Annotated in this window: 13 protein-coding genes; 10 read left to right on the top strand and 3 right to left on the bottom strand. The window is 70.4% G+C overall.

Annotated features, from left to right (window positions below; translation table 11 throughout):
- Window positions 1-3 precede the first annotated feature (3 nt).
- The 10 genes from ACFVH0_RS02940 (at window position 4) to ACFVH0_RS02895 (ending at window position 13,395) form a co-directional block, all read left to right on the top strand.
- Window positions 4-1,008: a sugar phosphate isomerase/epimerase family protein gene (locus ACFVH0_RS02940; protein WP_385817685.1), complete on the top strand. Its 1,005-nt coding sequence runs from the start codon at window positions 4-6 to the stop codon at window positions 1,006-1,008.
- A 313-nt stretch (window positions 1,009-1,321) separates the two neighbouring features.
- The gene (locus tag ACFVH0_RS02935) at window positions 1,322-5,050 is read left to right on the top strand and encodes a ThuA domain-containing protein (RefSeq protein ID WP_385817684.1); all 3,729 of its coding nucleotides are present in this window, start codon (window positions 1,322-1,324) and stop codon (window positions 5,048-5,050) included.
- Between the two features lie 131 nt (window positions 5,051-5,181).
- On the top strand, window positions 5,182-6,300 hold the full coding sequence (locus ACFVH0_RS02930; RefSeq protein WP_385817683.1) for an inositol-3-phosphate synthase: 1,119 nt from the start codon (window positions 5,182-5,184) through the stop codon (window positions 6,298-6,300).
- On the top strand, window positions 6,297-7,364 hold the full coding sequence (locus tag ACFVH0_RS02925) for an SCO3242 family prenyltransferase (protein ID WP_385817682.1): 1,068 nt from the start codon (window positions 6,297-6,299) through the stop codon (window positions 7,362-7,364). The genes ACFVH0_RS02930 and ACFVH0_RS02925 overlap by 4 nt, the downstream gene beginning before the upstream one ends.
- Window positions 7,361-8,218 (top strand): sugar phosphate isomerase/epimerase family protein, encoded by an 858-nt coding sequence (locus ACFVH0_RS02920; RefSeq protein WP_385817681.1) that lies wholly within the window; start codon window positions 7,361-7,363, stop codon window positions 8,216-8,218. Before ACFVH0_RS02925 ends, ACFVH0_RS02920 begins: the two co-directional genes overlap by 4 nt.
- A gap of 21 nt (window positions 8,219-8,239) precedes the next feature.
- Window positions 8,240-8,902, top strand: a complete 663-nt coding sequence (locus ACFVH0_RS02915; RefSeq protein ID WP_385817680.1) for an EboA domain-containing protein — start codon at window positions 8,240-8,242, stop codon at window positions 8,900-8,902.
- Window positions 8,902-9,750, top strand: a complete 849-nt coding sequence (locus ACFVH0_RS02910) for a TatD family hydrolase (protein ID WP_385817679.1) — start codon at window positions 8,902-8,904, stop codon at window positions 9,748-9,750. Before ACFVH0_RS02915 ends, ACFVH0_RS02910 begins: the two co-directional genes overlap by 1 nt.
- Window positions 9,751-9,754: 4 nt before the next feature.
- Complete coding sequence (eboE, locus tag ACFVH0_RS02905; RefSeq protein WP_385817678.1) at window positions 9,755-10,930, top strand: metabolite traffic protein EboE; 1,176 nt, start codon at window positions 9,755-9,757, stop codon at window positions 10,928-10,930.
- The gene (locus ACFVH0_RS02900) at window positions 10,927-12,333 is read left to right on the top strand and encodes an alkaline phosphatase family protein (RefSeq protein WP_385817677.1); all 1,407 of its coding nucleotides are present in this window, start codon (window positions 10,927-10,929) and stop codon (window positions 12,331-12,333) included. The genes eboE and ACFVH0_RS02900 overlap by 4 nt, the downstream gene beginning before the upstream one ends.
- A gap of 30 nt (window positions 12,334-12,363) precedes the next feature.
- Window positions 12,364-13,395: a sugar phosphate isomerase/epimerase family protein gene (locus ACFVH0_RS02895; RefSeq protein ID WP_385817676.1), complete on the top strand. Its 1,032-nt coding sequence runs from the start codon at window positions 12,364-12,366 to the stop codon at window positions 13,393-13,395.
- 45 nt (window positions 13,396-13,440) lie between these two features.
- Here the strand turns inward: ACFVH0_RS02895 and ACFVH0_RS02890 are convergent, their stop codons facing one another.
- The 3 genes from ACFVH0_RS02890 to frc all read right to left on the bottom strand — a co-directional run bounded on the left by ACFVH0_RS02890 (window position 13,441) and on the right by frc (window position 18,290).
- A complete protein-coding gene (locus ACFVH0_RS02890; protein ID WP_385817675.1) occupies window positions 13,441-14,850 on the bottom strand; it encodes an OFA family MFS transporter in 1,410 nt (469 codons plus the stop codon).
- A 68-nt stretch (window positions 14,851-14,918) separates the two neighbouring features.
- Entirely contained in the window at window positions 14,919-17,057 is a 2,139-nt protein-coding gene (locus ACFVH0_RS02885) for an acetate--CoA ligase family protein (protein WP_385817674.1), read from the bottom strand.
- 3 nt (window positions 17,058-17,060) lie between these two features.
- On the bottom strand, window positions 17,061-18,290 hold the full coding sequence (frc, locus tag ACFVH0_RS02880; protein ID WP_385817673.1) for a formyl-CoA transferase: 1,230 nt from the start codon (window positions 18,288-18,290) through the stop codon (window positions 17,061-17,063).
- Window positions 18,291-18,306: the final 16 nt, after the last annotated feature.

Below are 18,306 nucleotides of genomic sequence, written 5' to 3'. Positions count from 1 at the left end.
CCCATGCCCCGTCCCTTCACACTCTTCACCGGCCAGTGGGCCGACCTGCCGCTGGAGGAGGTCTGCCGGCACGCCCGGGACTTCGGTTACGACGGTCTTGAACTCGCCTGCTGGGGAGATCACTTCGAGGTCGACAAGGCCCTGGCCGACCCGGGCTACCTGGACGGCCGGCGCCGGCTGCTCGACAAGTACGGACTGAAGTGCTGGGCGATCTCCAACCACCTGGTCGGCCAGGCCGTCTGCGACGACCCGATCGACGAGCGGCACCGGGGGATCCTGCCCGCGCGCATCTGGGGCGACGGCGAGCCCGAAGGGGTCCGCCGCCGGGCCGCCGAGGAGATCAAGGACACCGCGCGGGCCGCCGCCGCCTTCGGAGTGCGTACCGTCGTCGGATTCACCGGGTCTTCCATCTGGCACCTGGTCGCGATGTTCCCGCCCGTTCCGCCGCACATGATCGAGCGGGGGTACGAGGACTTCGCCGAGCGCTGGAACCCGATCCTGGACGTCTTCGACGCGGAGGGCGTGCGGTTCGCCCACGAGGTGCACCCCAGCGAGATCGCGTACGACTACTGGACCACGCACCGCGCCCTGGAGGCCGTCGGCCACCGGGCAGCGTTCGGGCTGAACTTCGACCCCAGCCACTTCGTCTGGCAGGACCTGGACCCGGTCAACTTCCTGTACGACTTCCGGGACCGGATCTACCACGTGGACTGCAAGGAGGCACGCAAGCGCCTCGACGGCCGCAACGGCCGGCTCGGCTCGCATCTGCCCTGGGGCGATCCCCGGCGCGGCTGGGACTTCGTCTCGGCCGGGCACGGTGATGTGCCCTGGGAGGACGTCTTCCGGATGCTCCGGTCCATCGAATACGACGGGCCGGTCTCCGTGGAGTGGGAGGACGCCGGGATGGACCGGCTGGCCGGTGCGCCGGAAGCGCTGGCCACGCTGAAGCGGTACGACTTCGACCCGCCGGCGGCGTCGTTCGACGCGGCCTTCGGGGGCGGCGACTGACCGCCTCCCACCAGGGGCGCCGATACCCCCACCCGGGGTCCGGGCAGGGGCGGGCCGGGAGAGAGCTCCACGGCCGCCCCGGGCCCACCCCTGCCCTCGTCCCGCTTTGTCCTGGCGCAGGAAAAAGTTCAACCGGACCGCTGCGCAAGGGCTTTCCGTCCCGGACGAACAGGTCTACGGTCCACAACGTGTACACGACATGACTCGGGTCGCCGGTGTCCCACGCACCCCGGACGACCCGCGCGGCAGTCCCCGCGCAGCACGGCACGGCAGCACCCCCGCCCGTACAACCGGCACACTCCGGAGGACACTCGTGCACCGAACCACCACCCGAAACAGAAGCAGAACACGGCTCCGCGTCCGTAAATCCCTCGCACTGTTCACCGGCGGCCTGCTCGCCGCGGCCACCCTGGCCCTGGGCGCCACGCCCGGAGCAGCCGCGACGGGGCCGTCATCGCCGGCCGCCACCGATGCGGCGGCCGAGGAATTCCAGCAGGTCACCCTCGCCAAGGGAGTCGCCGAGACCGGCGAGCCCATGACGCTGGCGGTGCTCCCCGACCGCAGCGTCCTGCACACCGCACGCGGCGGCGAGCTCTGGCTCACCGACAGCGGCGGGGACACCACCCTCGCCGGTGTCCTGCCCGTCTACTCCCACGACGAGGAGGGCCTGCAGGGCGTCGGCGTCGACCCGGACTTCAGCGAGAACCGGGCGATCTACCTCTACTACGCGCCCCCGCTGGACACCCCGTCCGGCGACGCCCCCGAGAACGGCACCGCCGCCGACTTCGCCAAGTTCGACGGTGTGAACCGGCTCTCGCGCTTCGTCCTCAAGGAGGACGGCACGCTCGACACCGCCAGCGAGAAGAAGGTCCTCGACATCCCGGCCTCGCGCGGCATCTGCTGCCACGTCGGCGGTGACATCGACTTCGACGCGCAGGGCAACCTGTACCTGTCGACCGGCGACGACTCCAACCCGTTCGCCTCCGACGGCTACACACCGATCGACGACCGGCCGGACCGCAACCCCGTGTTCGACGCCCGCCGCAGCGCCGGGAACACCAACGACCTGCGCGGCAAGATCCTCCGGATCAAGGTTGCCGACGACGGCACGTACACCGTCCCCGACGGCAACCTCTTCGCCCCGGGCACCGACAAGACCCGGCCCGAGATCTACGCGATGGGTTTCCGCAACCCCTTCCGCTTCACCGTCGACAAGCCCACCGGCATCGTGTACGTCGGTGACTACGGGCCCGACGCCGGTGCCGCCGACCCGAAGCGCGGACCGGCCGGTCAGGTCGAGTTCGCCCGCGTCACCAAGGCCGGCAACTTCGGCTGGCCGTTCTGCACCGGGAAGAACGACCCGTTCATCGACTACGACTTCGCGACCAAGACCTCCGGCGCGGCCTTCGACTGCGCGGCGCCCAAGAACACCTCCCGGTACAACACCGGTCTGGTCGACCTGCCGCCGGCCCAGCCCGCCTGGATCCCGTACGACGGCGCGTCCGTGCCCGAGTTCGGCACCGGCTCCGAGTCCCCGATGGGCGGACCCGTCTACCACTACGACGCCGCCCTCGACTCGCCGGTGAAGTTCCCCGAGGCGTACGACGGCAACTTCTTCGCCGGTGAGTTCGGCCGGCGCTGGATCAAGCGCATCGACCAGGACACCGAGGGCACGGTCAAGTCCATCAACGCCTTCCCGTGGTCGGGAACCCAGGTGATGGACATGACGTTCGGTCCCGACGGCGCGCTGTACGTCCTGGACTACGGCACCGGCTACTTCGGCGGCGACCAGAACTCGGCGCTCTACCGCATCGAGAACGCCACCGGCGGACGATCGCCGATCGCCGAGGCGACCGCCGACAAGACCTCCGGGACCGCACCCCTCAAGGTCGCCTTCTCATCGGCCGGAACCACCGACGCCGACGGGGACACCCTCAGCTACAGCTGGGACTTCGGTGACGGCGGCACATCGACCGCCGCCGACCCCACGTACACGTACAAGAAGAACGGCACCTACACCGCCACCGTCACCGCGACGGACCCCACCGGCCGCACCGGCTCGGCCAACGTCCATGTGACGGTCGGCAACACCGCTCCCAAGGTGAACCTGGAACTCCCCGGTGACGGGCAGCTGTTCGCCTTCGGCGACGAGATCCCGTTCAAGGTGACCGTCACCGACCCCGAGGACGGAACCATCGACTGCTCCAAGATCGAGGTCCGCTTCATCCTCGGCCACGACAGCCACGGCCACCCCATCACCTCGGCGCACGGCTGCTCCGGCACCATCAAGACGGAGATGGACGGCGGACACGATCCCAACGCCAACATCTTCGGCGTCATCGACGCCTCGTACACGGACGGCGGCGGCGGCGGTCAGGCATCCCTGTCCGGCCACGACCAGTCCGAGCTCCAGCCCCGCCACCGGCAGGCCGAGCACTACGGCGACTCGCACGGCGTGGCCCCGCAGAACAAGCCCACCGCGCACGGCGGCAAGACCGTCGGCGACATCCACAACGACGACTGGATCTCCTTCAAGCCGTACCTCCTGACCGGATCCACCAAGCTGACCGCACGGATCTCCTCCGGCGGTGCCGGCGGCTTCCTCGAAGTCCGGACCGGTTCGCCGACCGGCAAGATCCTCGGCTCCGCACCCGTCCCGGTGACCGGTGCCTGGGACAACTTCCAGGACATCGACGTACCGCTGCGCGGCGTCCCGAAGAAGTCCACCGAACTCTTCCTGGTCTTCAAGGGCGGCGCCGGAGCGCTCTACGACATCGACGACTTCGAGCTCTCCAACAGCGCCCCCGACAGGACCGCCAAGCGGATCCTGGTCTTCTCGAAGACGGCCGGCTTCCGGCACGACGCGATCCCGGACGGCATCGCGGCGCTGAAGGAACTCGGCAAGGACAGCAACATCACCGTCGACGCCACGGAGACGGCCGGCCAGTTCACCACCAGCAACCTGGCCCGCTACGACGCCGTCGTCTTCCTCTCCACCACCGGTGACGTGCTCAACGCCGACCAGCAGAAGGCCTTCGAGAACTACGTGGCCACCGGCGGCGGCTACATGGGCGTCCACGCGGCGGCGGACACCGAGTACGACTGGGCGTTCTACGGCGGACTCGTCGGGGCGTACTTCTCCTCGCACCCCGCCATCCAGCCCGCCACCGTCCGTGTGGAGGACCACGACCACCCCGCCACCGCGCACCTCGGCGACGAGTGGAACCGCACCGACGAGTGGTACAACTACCGCACGAACCCGCGCAGTCAGGCCAAGGTCCTCGCCACCCTCGACGAGACCACCTACACCGGCGGCACCATGAAGGGCGACCACCCCATCACCTGGTGCCAGACCTACCAGGGCGGCCGCTCCTTCTACACCGGCCTCGGCCACACCAAGGAGTCCTACGCCGAAGCGGACTTCCGCAAGCTGCTCCTCGGCGGCATGCGGTACGCGGCCGGTCAGGTGAAGGCCGACTGCAAGCCCGACACCGGCTACCGGCCGATCTTCAACGGCAAGACGCTCGAAGGCTGGAAGCAGGCGGGCCCCGGGAAGTTCGACGTCGTCGACGGTGAACTCCGCTCCGAGGGCGGCATGGGCCTGCTCACCTACCAGGCCAAGGAGCTGGGGTCGTACTCGCTCAAGCTCGACTGGAAGATGCAGGGCGACGACAACTCCGGTGTCTTCGTCGGCTTCCCGGAGTCCGACGACCCCTGGTCCGCGGTGAACAACGGCTACGAGGTCCAGATCGACGCCTCCGACGCGGCCGACCGCACCACCGGCTCGGTCTACACCTTCAAGGCGGCCAACGCCAAGGCCCGTGACCAGGTCCTGCGGCCGCCCGGCCAGTGGAACAGCTACGAGATCAAGGTCCAGGGCGAACGTCTCCAGGTCTTCCTCAACGGAGTGAAGATCAATGACTTCACCAACACCGACCCGGTACGGAGCCTGAAGAACGGCTACATCGGCATCCAGAACCATGGCGCCGACGACCATGTGTCCTTCCGCAACATCCAGCTGAAGGAACTGCCCTCGGCGTAGCACGCCCCCGGCGACGGCGGGCGGGGGAGACGACAAAGCCCCCGCCCGCCGTCCCCGACCGGTTCCCACCCCCTCGTCGAACAGCGCCACTCGCTCTGCCCAGCCAGCACCCCCAGCCAGGGAGGCAGCCCGTGTCAGCACCCGCCGTTCGTACCGGAGTCTGGTTCATCGGAGCACGCGGCTCCGTCGCCACCACCGCCACCGCGGGGTGCGCGGCGGTCGCGGCAGGGCTCCACCCGGCGGCAGGCATGGTCACCGAGACCCCACCCTTCGCCGACAGCGGGCTGCCCGCACTCACCTCACTCGTCTTCGGCGGGCACGACACGGCCGGCTGCCCACTGCCCAAACGCGCCGAGGCACTGGCGGCCGGCGGAGTGCTGCCGCACGGACTGCCATCGGCGGTGCACGCCGAACTCGCCGCCGCCGACGCCGGGATCCGGCCCGGCGGGCCACTGCCCGGCGACACCCGCAGCGACGAGGAACTCATCGCCGCCTTCGCCACCGACCTCACCGACTTCACGCGCCGCAACGAACTGGCCAGAACGGTCGTCATCAACGTGGCGTCCACCGAACCCGTCCCGGACCCCGGCGGACAACGGCTGCCCGCCAGCTCGCTCTACGCGGCGGCGGCACTGCGGGCCGGCTGCCCCTACATCAACTTCACCCCCTCCACCGGGCTGCGCACCCCCGCCCTCCAGAACGCCGTCGCGGACTGTGGACTTCCTCACGCGGGCCGCGACGGCAAGACCGGCCAGACACTGCTGCGCTCCGTACTCGCCCCGATGTTCGTGCAACGCGCCCTGCCCGTACGGGCCTGGTCCGGCACCAACCTGCTGGGCGGCGGCGACGGAGCGGCGCTGGCCGACCCGGGCGCGGCGGCCGCCAAGAACGCCGGCAAGGAACGCGTACTCGCCGACACCCTGGGCACCGCGCCGGAGGGCGAGGTCCACATCGACGACGTACCGGCGCTCGGCGACTGGAAGACCGCCTGGGACCACATCGCGTTCGACGGATTCCTCGGCGCGCGGATGGTGCTCCAGACCACCTGGCAGGGCTGCGACTCGGCACTGGCCGCGCCCCTGGTCCTGGACCTCGCCAGGCTGGTGGCCCGCGCCCACGAGCGCGGACTGAGCGGCCCGCTGCCCCAGCTCGGCTTCTACTTCAAGGACCCGGACGGCGGCCCGGCCGCGCTCTTCGAGCAGTACCAGGAGCTGCTCGCCTTCGCCGGGACGCTGCGGGGGGAACGATGACGGCACGCGCCTGGGCGGAGCTGCTACGGGTGTCCGCGCTGTTCACCGTCCCCGGCGACGCGCTGGCCGGGGCGGCGGCGAGCGGCCGGCGCCCCAACGGCTCGACCGTGCTCGCCGTCGGCGCCTCGCTCTGCCTGTACGAGGCGGGCATGGCGCTCAACGACTGGGCCGACCGCGAGGAGGACGCCGTCGACCGCCCGCACCGGCCCATCCCCTCGGGACGGATCGCACCCGGAGCGGCCCTCGCGGCGGCGGGCGCGCTGACCGCCGCCGGGCTGGGACTCGCAGCCCGGGCCGGCCGGCCGGCCCTCGCGGTGGCCACCGGTCTGGCGGCCACCGTATGGGCCTACGACCTGCGGCTGAAGCACACCCCGGCCGGACCTGCGGCGATGGCCGCCGCACGCGGACTCGATCTGCTCCTCGGGGCCACCGCCACCGGGACGGGCCGGCGGACGGCGGGGCCCGGGACAGGACCGGATCCGGCGGCGCGCGGCTCCGTTCTCGGCGCGCTCCCGGCCGCCGGTCTGCTGGGCGCGCACACCTACGCAGTCACCGCCGTCTCCCGCCACGAGGCACACGGCGGATCGACCACCGCCCCCCTCGCCGCCCTCGCGGCCATCACCGCACTGGGCGCGGCGACCCTGCACACGCGGCGTGAGCGGCGCGAGGAACCCGGCACGGCCCGGGGGACGACCGCGCAGACGGAGCGTCGGCGGGCCGGGGAACCCGGCACGGCCCTGCGCACGCGGAGTGGGCGGGGCGAGGACCAGTCCCGGCCGCGTCCCGCGTACCGCCCAACGGCGCCCCTCGCCCTCACCGCCCCCGGCCTCGTGCGCACCGCACTCACCGGCTCCTACGTCCGCACCGCCGCCGTCCCGCTTCTGCACGCCGCGCTCAACCCCTCACCGCCGCTGACCCAGCGCGCCGTCGGCGGCGGCATCCGGGCGATGATCCCGCTCCAGGCCGCCCTCGCAGCCCGCACCGGAGCCGTCGGCACGGCGCTCGCCGTCATGGGACTCGTACCGATCGCCCGTACCCTCGCCCGGAAGGTGAGCCCGACATGACGATCCGCCTCGGCTACGGCACCAACGGGCTCACCGACCTCCGCCTGGACGACGCCCTCGGACTCCTCGCCGACCTCGGGTACGACGGGGTCGGCCTGACCCTGGACCACATGCACCTCGACCCCCTCGCCCCGGACCTCGCCGCCCGCACCGCCCACGTGGCGGCCCGGCTCCAGGAGCTGGGGCTCGGCGTCACCGTCGAGACCGGCGCCCGCTACGTCCTCGACCCGCGCCGCAAGCACGGCCCCTCCCTCCTCGACCCGGACCCGGAGGCCCGCGCCGCCCGCATCCGGCTGCTCGTCCGGGCCGTCGGGATCGCCGCCGACCTCGGCGCCCACGCCGTGCACTGCTTCAGCGGCATCACCCCGCCGGACACCACCCCCGACACCGCCTGGCAACGGCTCACCGGCTCCCTCGCCCCGGTACTGGAAGCCGCCGACCGCTCCGGCATCCCCCTCGCCATCGAACCCGAGCCCGGACACCTCCTCGCCACACTCGCCGACTTCCACCATCTGCGCGTCCTCAGCGGAGATCCGGCACCGCTCGGACTCACCCTCGACATCGGCCACTGCCAATGCCTGGAACCCGCCATGCCCGTCGACTGCGTCCGCGAGGCCGCCCCCTGGCTGCGCCACGTCCAGATCGAGGACATGCGCCGCGGCGTCCATGAACACCTCCCCTTCGGTGAGGGCGAGATCGACTTCCCGCCGGTGCTCGAAGCACTCGACACCCTCTCGGACACCGGCTACCGGGGCCTCACCGTCGTCGAACTGCCCCGCCACTCCCACGCCGGACCCGAACTCGCCCGCACCTCCATCGAGTTCCTCCGCAAGCACCGTCCGTCGAGCCGCTGAACCGCCGAAGGGAGCGACGCCATGCCGGTACCCCCGACGAACCCCCCGCTGCTGACCCGCAAGGAACTCGACGCACAGCTCGGCGGAGCCGCGCGCGCCTGGCTCGACGAGGCGCTCGCCGAGGCGGAACACGCCGCCTCCCACCAGGACACCGAACAGCCCGGCAGCCCCTACGCCGCCCCACCGTGGGAACTGCGCTACGCCGCGGCCGGCCGGCACTGCGGACTCGAACACGCCGACTCCGTACGCGCCCTCCTGCTCATCGAAGCCCGAGCCGCGCTGCCCGCCCTGACCAGGCTCTACGAACAGGGCACCGCCGCCGAACGACGCGCCGTCCTGCTCACCCTGCACCGGCTGGACCTCGGCCCCACCGCCCTTTCGCTCGTCGAGGACGCCCTGCGCACCAACGACACCCGGCTCATCGCCGCGGCCGTCGGCCCGTACGCCGCCACCCACCTCGATGCGCACAACTGGCGCCACGCCGTTCTCAAGTGCCTCTTCACCGGGGTCGATGTCGAAGCCGTCGACGCACTGGCCCGCCGCGCCCGCGGAGACGCCGAACTCGCCCGCATGCTCGGAGACTTCGCCGCAGAGCGCACCGCCGCCGGACGCAGCGTCCCCGACGGTCTGACCCGCGTCCTCGAACTCACCACCCCCGGTGCCGCCCCCACGGAGGAGTCCTGATGCGCATCTTCGACCCGCACATCCACATGACCTCCCGCACCACGGACGACTACCGAGCGATGTACGACGCCGGGGTCCGCGCACTCGTGGAACCCTCCTTCTGGCTCGGCCAGCCCCGCACCTCGCCCGCCAGCTTCTTCGACTACTTCGACGCCCTGCTCGGCTGGGAACCCTTCCGCGCCGCCCAGTACGGCATCGCCCACCACTGCACGCTCGCCCTCAACCCCAAGGAGGCGAACGACCCGCGCTGCGTCCCCGTCCTGGACGCCCTGCCCCGCTATCTGGTCAAGGACTCCGTCGTCGCCGTCGGCGAGATCGGCTACGACTCCATGACCCCGGCCGAGGACACCGCCCTGGCCACCCAGCTCCAGCTCGCCGCCGACCACGGCCTGCCCGCCCTCGTGCACACCCCCCACCGGGACAAGCTCGCCGGGCTGCACCGCACCATCGATGTCATCCGTGAATCCCACCTCCCCCCGGAGCGGATCCTGCTCGACCACCTCAACGAGACGACCGTGAAGGACGCCAGGGACAGCGGCTGCTGGGCCGGGTTCTCCATCTACCCCGACACCAAGATGGACGAGGACCGCATGATCGCGATCCTCAGGATCCACGGCACCGAGAAGATCCTGGTCAACTCGGCGGCCGACTGGGGCCGGAGCGATCCGCTCAAGACCCGCAAGGTGGGCGACGCGATGCTCGCCGCCGGCTTCGGCGAAGACGACGTCGACAAGGTGCTCTGGCGCAACCCCGTCGAGTTCTACGGGCAGAGCGGCCGGCTCCAGCTCGGCATCGCCACACCCGAACCACTCCACGAGGGCAACTCCATCCTGCGCGGCGGGGAGTGAAGCGATGCGCTTCCGCCACCCCGACGGCTCCACCGTCCACCTCTCGTACTGCACCAACGTCCATCCCGCCGAGACGCTCGACGGCGTCCGCGCCCAACTGCGCGACCACTGCGAACCCGTCCGCAGACGCCTCGGCCGTGACCGCCTCGGCATCGGGCTCTGGCTCGCCAGGGACGCGGCCCGCACCCTGATCAACGACCCGGCCGAACTGCGGTCCCTGCGCGCCGAACTGGACCGCCGCGGCCTGGAAGTCGTCACCCTCAACGGCTTCCCGTACGAGGGATTCGGCGCCGACGAGGTCAAGTACCGGGTGTACAAGCCGGACTGGACGGACCCGGAACGGCTCTCCCACACCACCGACCTCGCCCGGCTCCTGGCCGGACTGCTCCCCGACGACACCACAGAAGGAACCATCTCCACCCTCCCGATCGCCTGGCGCACCCCCTTCGGATCGGACCCGGAAGCGGCCCGCACCGTACACACCGCGCTCACCACCCTCGGCGAACGCCTCGACGCACTCGCCGAACTCACCGGCAGATCCATCCGCATCGGCCTGGAACCCGAGCCGGGCTGCACCGTCGAGACCACCGCCGACGCCATCGCCCCACTCACCGCCGTCGCACACCCACGCATCGGCATCTGCGTCGACACCTGCCACCTCGCCACCTCCTTCGAGGACCCCGGCACCGCACTGGACGCACTCCGCGCCGCGGACGTCCCGATCGTCAAGTCACAGCTCTCCGCGGCACTGCACGCCGAACACCCCCACCTCCCCGAGGTGCGCACCGCACTCGCCGCCTTCGCCGAACCCCGCTTCCTGCACCAGACCCGCACCAGCACCGCCGCCGGACTGCGCGGCACCGACGACCTCGACGAGGCCGTCACCGGCCGGGCCCTGCCGGACGGAGCCCCCTGGCGCGCCCACTTCCACGTCCCTCTGCACGCACCACCCGCACCACCGCTCACCTCCACCCTTCCCGTACTCCGATCCACCCTGACCCGCCTCGTGGGCGGCGCACGCCCCCTCACCAGGCACCTGGAGGTCGAGACGTACACCTGGCAGGCGCTCCCGGCCGCGCTGCGCCCCCGTACCCGCACCCAGCTCGCCGACGGCATAGCCGCCGAACTCACCCTCGCCCGCGACCTCCTGGTCGACCTCGGCCTCAAGGAGCTCCCATGACCACAGCCGAGCAGCCCACCGGGACCGCCACCCCCACCCCTCTCCTCGTCATCGACGTCGTCGGCCTCACCCCACAGCTCCTCGACCACATGCCGCACCTGAAGGCCCTGGGACAGTCCGGCACCCACGCCCCACTCGGCACCGTCCTGCCCGCCGTCACCTGCGCGGCCCAGTCCACCTTCCTCACCGGCACCACCCCCGCCGAGCACGGCATCGTCGCCAACGGCTGGTACTTCCGCGAGCTCGGCGACGTCCTGCTCTGGCGCCAGCACAACGGACTGGTCGCGGGCGACAAACTCTGGGACGCCGCCCGCCGCGCCCACCCCGGCTACACCGTCGCCAACATCTGCTGGTGGTACGCGATGGGCGCCGACACCGACATCACCGTCACCCCGCGCCCCGTCTACTACGCCGACGGCCGCAAGGAACCCGACTGCTACACCCGGCCGCCCGCCCTCCACGACGAACTCACCGAAAAACTCGGCACCTTCCCCCTCTTCCACTTCTGGGGCCCCGGCGCGGACCTCGTCTCCTCGCAGTGGATCATCGACGCGACCCGGCACATCCTCGACACCCGCCACCCCGACCTGGCCCTGTGCTACCTCCCGCACCTCGACTACGACCTCCAGCGCTACGGCCCCGACGACCCGCGCTCCTACCGGGCCGCGGCCGAACTCGACCGGGCCATGGCCCCCCTCCTCGACGACGCCCGCCGCGAGGGCCGCACCGTCGTCGCCCTCTCCGAATACGGCATCACCCGCGTGGACCGGCCCGTCGACATCAACCGGGCCCTGCGCCGCGCCGGCCTCCTGGAGGTCCACACCCAGGACGGCATGGAGTACCTCGACCCGATGGCCTCCCGCGCCTTCGCCGTCGCCGACCACCAGCTCGCCCACATCTACGTACGCCGCCCCGAGGACCTGGAAGCCACCCGCGAAGCCCTCCAGGACCTCCAGGGCATCGAGCAGCTCCTCGACGACGAGGGCAAGAAGGCACACGGCCTGGACCACCCGCGCTCGGGCGAGCTGGTCGCCGTCGCGGACCCGGACGCCTGGTTCACGTACTACTACTGGCTCGACGACGCCCGTGCGCCCGACTTCGCACAGCTCGTCGAGATCCACCGCAAACCCGGCTACGACCCCGTCGAACTCTTTCTGGACCCCCAGGACCCGTACGTCCGGGTCAAGGCGGCCACGGCCGTCGCCCGGAAGAAGCTGGGCATGCGCTACCGCATGGCGGTCGTGCCGCTGGACCCGTCACCTATTCGCGGCAGCCACGGCCGCCTCCCGCAGAGCGACGAAGAAGGTCCGCTCATCCTGTGCTCCACCCCCCACGCGTTCACCGGCCCCGTCCGGGCCACCGAAGTGAAGTCCTTGCTGCTCGAACTCGCCGGACTGCACTGACAACGTCCCGCCCCCAGAAGGAGTTCCACCATGAGCCGCCGCACCCCCGTCGACGCCGAACTCGCCCACAAGCTCAGCAGACGCTCCATGCTCGGCGTCGCGGCCGGCGCCACCGCAGCCGCCCTCCTCGGCGCCGCCGCCCCGGCCGCCTCCGCCCACGGCAGGCCCCAGGGCGACCCCCTGCTGCCGCCCGGCCGTCTCGGAATCCAGCTCTACACCCTCCGCGACAAGGTCTCGACCCTCGGTTTCGACAAGGTCTTCGCCGAACTCCAGGCGTACGGCTACGACGAGGTCGAGTACGCCGGCTACACCCAGGGCTCGGCCGGTGCCATCACCCTCGCTCAGCTCAAGCAGCTCACCCGCGACCACGGCCTCAAGGGCATCGGCAGCCACGTCGGCTACTACGACGACAACAACGCGAACGCCTACACCTTCGCGCAGAACCTCACCAAGGTCCTCGACGACGCCCAGGCCCTCGGCCTCAAGCACGTCGGCACCGCCTCGGGACCGTTCCGCTACGGATCGACGGTCGACGGCTGGAAGCGCGCCGCCGCGGACTTCAACGCCTACGGCGCCGCGGCCAGGGAGCGCGGCATGAAGTTCTACCAGCACAACCACGCCGAGGAGTTCTCCTTCGCCACCGACCGGCCCGACGTCCGCCTCTACGACGTACTGCTCGCCGAGACCGACCCCGATCTGGTCTTCCTGGAGATGGACATCTACTGGGCCTACGTCGGCCAGTTCCGGTTCGGCAAGCGGGCCGACGGCACCCCCGACACCTTCGACCCGCTGCACTACGTACTGAAGCAGCCCGACCGGTACCCGCTCTTCCACGTCAAGGACGGTGAGCACGACATCGCGGCCCGCGACGGCTACCGCATGGTCGACGTCGGGGACGGCGACATCGACTACAAGAAGTTCCTCTCCGCCGTCACCAGGACCCACGGCGGCCGCCGCGACCACCACTGGCAGGTGGAGCACGATCAGCCGATAGTGGACTCCTTCACCACGGCCCGCCGCTCCGCCGCCTACCTGCACACCCTGCGCCGCAAGGGCTGCTAGGGATTTTCGTCTGGATCGAGCCCGGCGTGATCCAGACGAAAGACCCTAGGGCCGCCCGCCCACGACGGCCCTCCCCGCGACCGGCGAGGAGGGCCGCCGGCGCCCGTGCTCACGGCGCCCCGGCTGCCGCAGCAACAGCGCGATGCAGGCCGCCACCATCGAGATCCCACCGGCGAGCGCGTAGGCCCCGTCGTAGCCCCAGGCGTCGACCACCATCGAGCCGAGACCGCCGCCGAACAGCCCGCTGACCAGCTTCCCGCTGTACACGAGGCCGTAGTTGGTGGCGTTGTAGTTCTCACCGAAGTAGTCCGGGGTCAGCGCGGCGAACATCGGGTAGAAGGCGCCGCCGCCGAAGCCGGAGAGAAAGGCGAAGAACAGGAACAGCCACTCGTTGCGCGCGTGCCCGGCCCAGATCACCCCGAACTGGGCCAGTCCCAGCACGACAATGACGAACACCAGGGTCGGCTTCCGGCCCCAGAGGTCCGACAGCCAGCCCACGACCGCGCGGCCGACACCGTTGATCACGGACATGATGCCCATCGACGACGCCGCGACCAGCGGGCCGAAACCCACCTCCCTGGCGAAGTCCACCTGGAACGAGATGCCGAATATGGACACCCCGGCGGTCAGTACGACGGTGAGCCACATCAGCGGGAGCACGCCCGTCCGGATGGCCTCCTCGGGCGTGTACTGCTTGACCGCCGGAGGGTTCTTCGCCAGACCGGCCGCGCTCCTCGCGTCGCCCGCCAGACTCAGCGGGTCGACATCGGCCGGCCACCAGTTCTTCGGCGGGTCCTTGAAGAACCAGGCGCAGATCGCCACCACGATCAGGACATAGACACCGATGAGGTCCAGCACCTCGTTGTAATCACCGGTGTCGAACGCGTAGTTGAAGATGAAGATGAACGGCAACGCGCCATAGGCGAAGCCGCCGTTGACGAACCCCGTCCTCGCCCCGCGCCGTTCCGGGAACCACTTGCCCACCATATTGATGCAGGTGGCGTAGACGAGCCCGGAACCCAGACCGCCGATGACACCGAACCCACAGATCGCGGCGGAGACATCGTCCAGGTGCGAGAGTGCGACGAAGCCGACGAGACAGAGCGCGGCTCCGGCGAACATGGCGCGCCTGGCGGTGAGTAACCCCCTTTCGCGCAACCACCCGGCGGGGAAGGCGACCCCCGCCTGGAAGAACACCCAGACGCTCAGGATCCAGAAAGTGTTGCTCCGCGTCCAGCCATGGGCCGCGGAGAGGGTGTCCTCCGCGGAGCCGTAGGCGTACTCGGACACACTGATGGCCATCATCGCGACCCACGGCAGATACACCATCAGCTTGCGGCTGTGACCGAGGAGATCCCGGTCGGACTCGCCCACGCGATAGACACGGCCCTTGCCGTCCGTCACTTCGCGGAACGCGGCACCCGACGTTCCGCCCGGTCGTTCGTCTGTGCTCATGAATCTCCCCTTGGCTTCGAAAGAACCTGGCCAGCGTTCCTGTCCAAACTCTTCGTGCCTGGGAAGGGTCAGGTCAGCAGCCCCGCGGCCCTTGCCCAGCGGTACTTCGCACCGAGCGCCGCGACCGGCTTCTCGGTGGTATAGGGGTAGGCCACGACACCGCGCTCGAAGAGATACGCACAGGCCTCCTCGACCTCCGTGTCACCGGCCAGCGACGCCACCACGGGCTTGACGATGCCGCGCTCCCGGAACTCCTCGACCACCCGAGAGGTCAGCTCGGCGAAGACCATCGGCGGTGTGACGATCGTGTGCCAGTAGCCCAGGACCAGTGCGTGGATGCGCGCGTCCTGCATCCCGAGACGGATCGTCGCCTCGTACGTCGAAGGCGGCTCGCCGCCCGTGATGTCGATGGGATTGCCGGCCGCACCGAACGGCGGGATGAACGCCCTGAACGCGGTGTCCAGATCCGGCGGGATCTCCATCAGGGCGAGACCGTTGTCGACGAGCGCGTCCGAGAGCAGCACCCCGGAACCACCGGCCCCGGTGATGACGACGACGTTGTCACCCTTCGGCGTCGGGAGCACCGGCAGCGCCCGCGCGTACTCCAGCATCTCGTTCAGCCCCGGCGCCCTGATCACCCCGGCCTGGCGAAGGATGTCGTCGTACACCGCGTCGTCGCCCGCCAGTGCGCCCGTGTGTGAACCGGCGGCCCTGGCACCGGCACTCGTACGCCCCGCCTTCAGCACCACGACCGGCTTCTTCGGCACGGTCCGCCGAGCCGCCGCGACGAACGCCCGCCCGTCCTTGAGATCTTCCAGGTGCATGGCGATGCAACGGGTGTTGGGGTCCTCCCCGAACCAGGTCAGCAGATCGTCCTCGTCGATGTCCGACTTGTTGCCGAGCCCCACGATCGCCGACACACCGGTCCTGGTCGAGCGGGCGAAGCCCAGGATCGCCATGCCGATGCCACCGGACTGGGAGGTCAGGGCCACTCCGCCCCTGACGCCGTAGGGCGTGCAGAAGGTGGCGCACAGGTCCTGCCACGTCGAGTAGTAGCCGTAGATGTTGGGGCCCAGCAGACGCACGCCGTACTGCTCCGCGATGGCCACGAGCTCGTCCTGGAGGGCCTGTTCACCGGTCTCGGCGAAACCGGAGGGGATCAGGACCGCGTTCGGGACACCTTTGCGCCCCACCTCCTCCAGCGCCGATGCCACGAACCTGGCGGGGATCGCGAAGACCGCCACATCCACCTCACCGGGAACGTCGGTGACGCTCTTGTACGCCTTGCGCCCCAGAATGTCATCGGCCCGGGGGTTCACCGGGTGGATCTCGCCCGAGAACCCACCGTCGACAAGATTGCGCATCACCGAGTTCCCGATCTTGCCCTGCCGGCCGGAGGCGCCGATCACCGCGACCGAGCGCGGTTCCATCAGCCGGCGCATCGAGGCGAGGATCTCCTCACGGCCGTACGTGCGCCGCGGCGCGTCCGTCCGGGACGCCAGCAGGATCCGGATGTCGGCCGCGACCGCACCGTCCGGTGAGGCGATGACCGGATTGAGGTCGACCTCGGCCATCTCCGGGAAATCCGCGACCAGTTGGGACACCCTCCGGATCTGCTCGGCCAGCGCCCACCGGTCCACCGGCGGCGCGCCCCGGACCCCGCGCAGGATCTCCGCCGCACCGATCGAGTCGAGCATCGACCGCGCCTCGTCCGCGGTGACCGGAGCCAGGCGGAACGTGATGTCCTTCAACACCTCCACCAGTACGCCGCCCAGCCCGAAGGCCACCACCTTCCCGAACGTCGGGTCGGTCACCGCACCGATGATGACCTCCTGACCGGGCGGCACCAGCTGCTGCACCTGCACCCCGTCGATCCGGGCGTCCGGCGCGTACCCCCGCACGTTCTCGATGATCCGGCGGAAGGCGGCCCGTACCTCCGACGCACCGTGCACGCCGACGACGACACCACCGGCGTCCGTCTTGTGCGGCACATCCGGCGAGACGATCTTCAGCACGACCGGACCGCCGAGCCGGTCGGCGCATGCCACCGCCTCGTCGATGTCCTGGGCCAGCTCCTCGCCGGGCACCGCGATTCCGTACGCCTCGGCGACGATCCTGCCCTCCGGCGCGGTGAGCGCGTCACGCCCGGCGGCCCGGACGGAGCCGAGCAGCTTCCGTACCCGTTCACGATCCTGTGATCCGGCCATGGCTCAGATGACTCCGTCCGTCTTCAGCAGCCGCAGCTCCTCGTCACCGAGGCCCAGCTCACCGGCGTACACCTCTTCGTTGTGCTCGCCCAGCAGCGGCGAAGTCACCACCTCGACGGGGGAGTCGGAGAGCTTCAGCGGACTGCCGACCGTGGAGAAGGTGCCGCGCTCGGGGTGTTCGACCCGGACCACCATCCCGTTCGCGGCCAGCGACTCGTCCTCGACGATCTCCTTGGTGGACAGGATCGGACCGCAGGGGATGCCGTGGGCGTTGAGCTGCTCCAGCACCTCCCACTTGGGCAGTGCCGAGGACCACTCCTCGATGAGCTGGAACATCTTGTCGAGCTTGGGCAGCCGTGCCTCGGGCGTCGCCCACTCGGGGGCATCCGCCAGTTCCGGACGTCCGATGAGTGCGGAGAGCGGCTGCCAGCCCACCGGCTGCACAATGACGTACACATAGTCGTTGGGTCCGCCGGGGGCGCATTTCACCGCCCACCCCGGCTGGCCGCCACCGCTGGCGTTGCCGCTGCGAGGCACCTCGTCACCGAAGTCATCGTTCGGATACTCGGCCAACGGGCCGTGTGCCAAGCGTTGTTGGTCCCGCAGCTTCACCCGGCAGAGATTGAGCACGGCATGCTGCATGGCGACATTGACGCGCTGTCCGCGTCCGGTGTTCTCGCGCTGGAGGAGTGCGGCCAGAATGCCGGCCACCGCGTGGATCCCGGTTCCCGAGTCACCGATCTGCGCTCCGGTGGCCAGCGGCGGGCCGTCCTCGAATCCGGTGGTGGACATCGAGCCGCCCATGGCCTGGGCGACCACCTCGTACGCCTTGAAGGCGGTGTACGGGCCCTCGCCGAAGCCCTTGATGGAGGCGTAGACGATCCGCGGATTGATCTCCTGGATCCGTTCCCAGGTGAATCCCATCCGGTCGACGGCGCCGGGGCCGAAGTTCTCCACCAGCACGTCGCTGCGGCGGATCAGCTCGGTGAGGATCTCCTTGCCGCGCTCGCTCTTGACGTTGAGGGTGATGCTCCGTTTGTTGCAGTTGAGCATCGTGAAGTAGAGGGAGTCGACGCCCGGCAGGTCGCGCAGCTGCCTGCGGGTGATATCGCCGCTAGGCGCTTCGAGCTTCACCACGTCCGCGCCGAGCCAGGCGAGCAGCTGGGTGGCGGAGGGACCGGACTGTACGTGCGTCATGTCGAGGACGCGCACGCCCTCAAGAGCTCTGGTCATGCCAACGGCTCCTCTG

It is taken from the genome of Streptomyces sp. NPDC127117 (assembly GCF_042677325.1).
In the GTDB taxonomy this organism is placed as follows: Bacteria; Actinomycetota; Actinomycetes; order Streptomycetales; family Streptomycetaceae; genus Streptomyces.
Note: the sequence above shows the minus strand (reverse complement) of the source record. Positions and strands in the feature narration are given on the sequence as shown.

Excerpts from the sequence above, each read along its gene's own strand:
- ACFVH0_RS02940 (WP_385817685.1), top strand. The coding sequence starts at position 4 with ATGCCCCGTCCCTTCACACTCTTCACCGGCCAGTGGGCCGACCTGCCG.
- ACFVH0_RS02925 (WP_385817682.1), top strand. The coding sequence starts at position 6,297 with ATGACGGCACGCGCCTGGGCGGAGCTGCTACGGGTGTCCGCGCTGTTC.
- ACFVH0_RS02920 (WP_385817681.1), top strand. The coding sequence starts at position 7,361 with ATGACGATCCGCCTCGGCTACGGCACCAACGGGCTCACCGACCTCCGC.
- ACFVH0_RS02915 (WP_385817680.1), top strand. The coding sequence starts at position 8,240 with ATGCCGGTACCCCCGACGAACCCCCCGCTGCTGACCCGCAAGGAACTC.
- ACFVH0_RS02910 (WP_385817679.1), top strand. The coding sequence starts at position 8,902 with ATGCGCATCTTCGACCCGCACATCCACATGACCTCCCGCACCACGGAC.
- eboE (WP_385817678.1), top strand. The coding sequence starts at position 9,755 with ATGCGCTTCCGCCACCCCGACGGCTCCACCGTCCACCTCTCGTACTGC.
- ACFVH0_RS02900 (WP_385817677.1), top strand. The coding sequence starts at position 10,927 with ATGACCACAGCCGAGCAGCCCACCGGGACCGCCACCCCCACCCCTCTC.
- ACFVH0_RS02895 (WP_385817676.1), top strand. The coding sequence starts at position 12,364 with ATGAGCCGCCGCACCCCCGTCGACGCCGAACTCGCCCACAAGCTCAGC.
- ACFVH0_RS02890 (WP_385817675.1), bottom strand. The coding sequence starts at position 14,850 with ATGAGCACAGACGAACGACCGGGCGGAACGTCGGGTGCCGCGTTCCGC.
- ACFVH0_RS02885 (WP_385817674.1), bottom strand. The coding sequence starts at position 17,057 with ATGGCCGGATCACAGGATCGTGAACGGGTACGGAAGCTGCTCGGCTCC.
- frc (WP_385817673.1), bottom strand. The coding sequence starts at position 18,290 with ATGACCAGAGCTCTTGAGGGCGTGCGCGTCCTCGACATGACGCACGTA.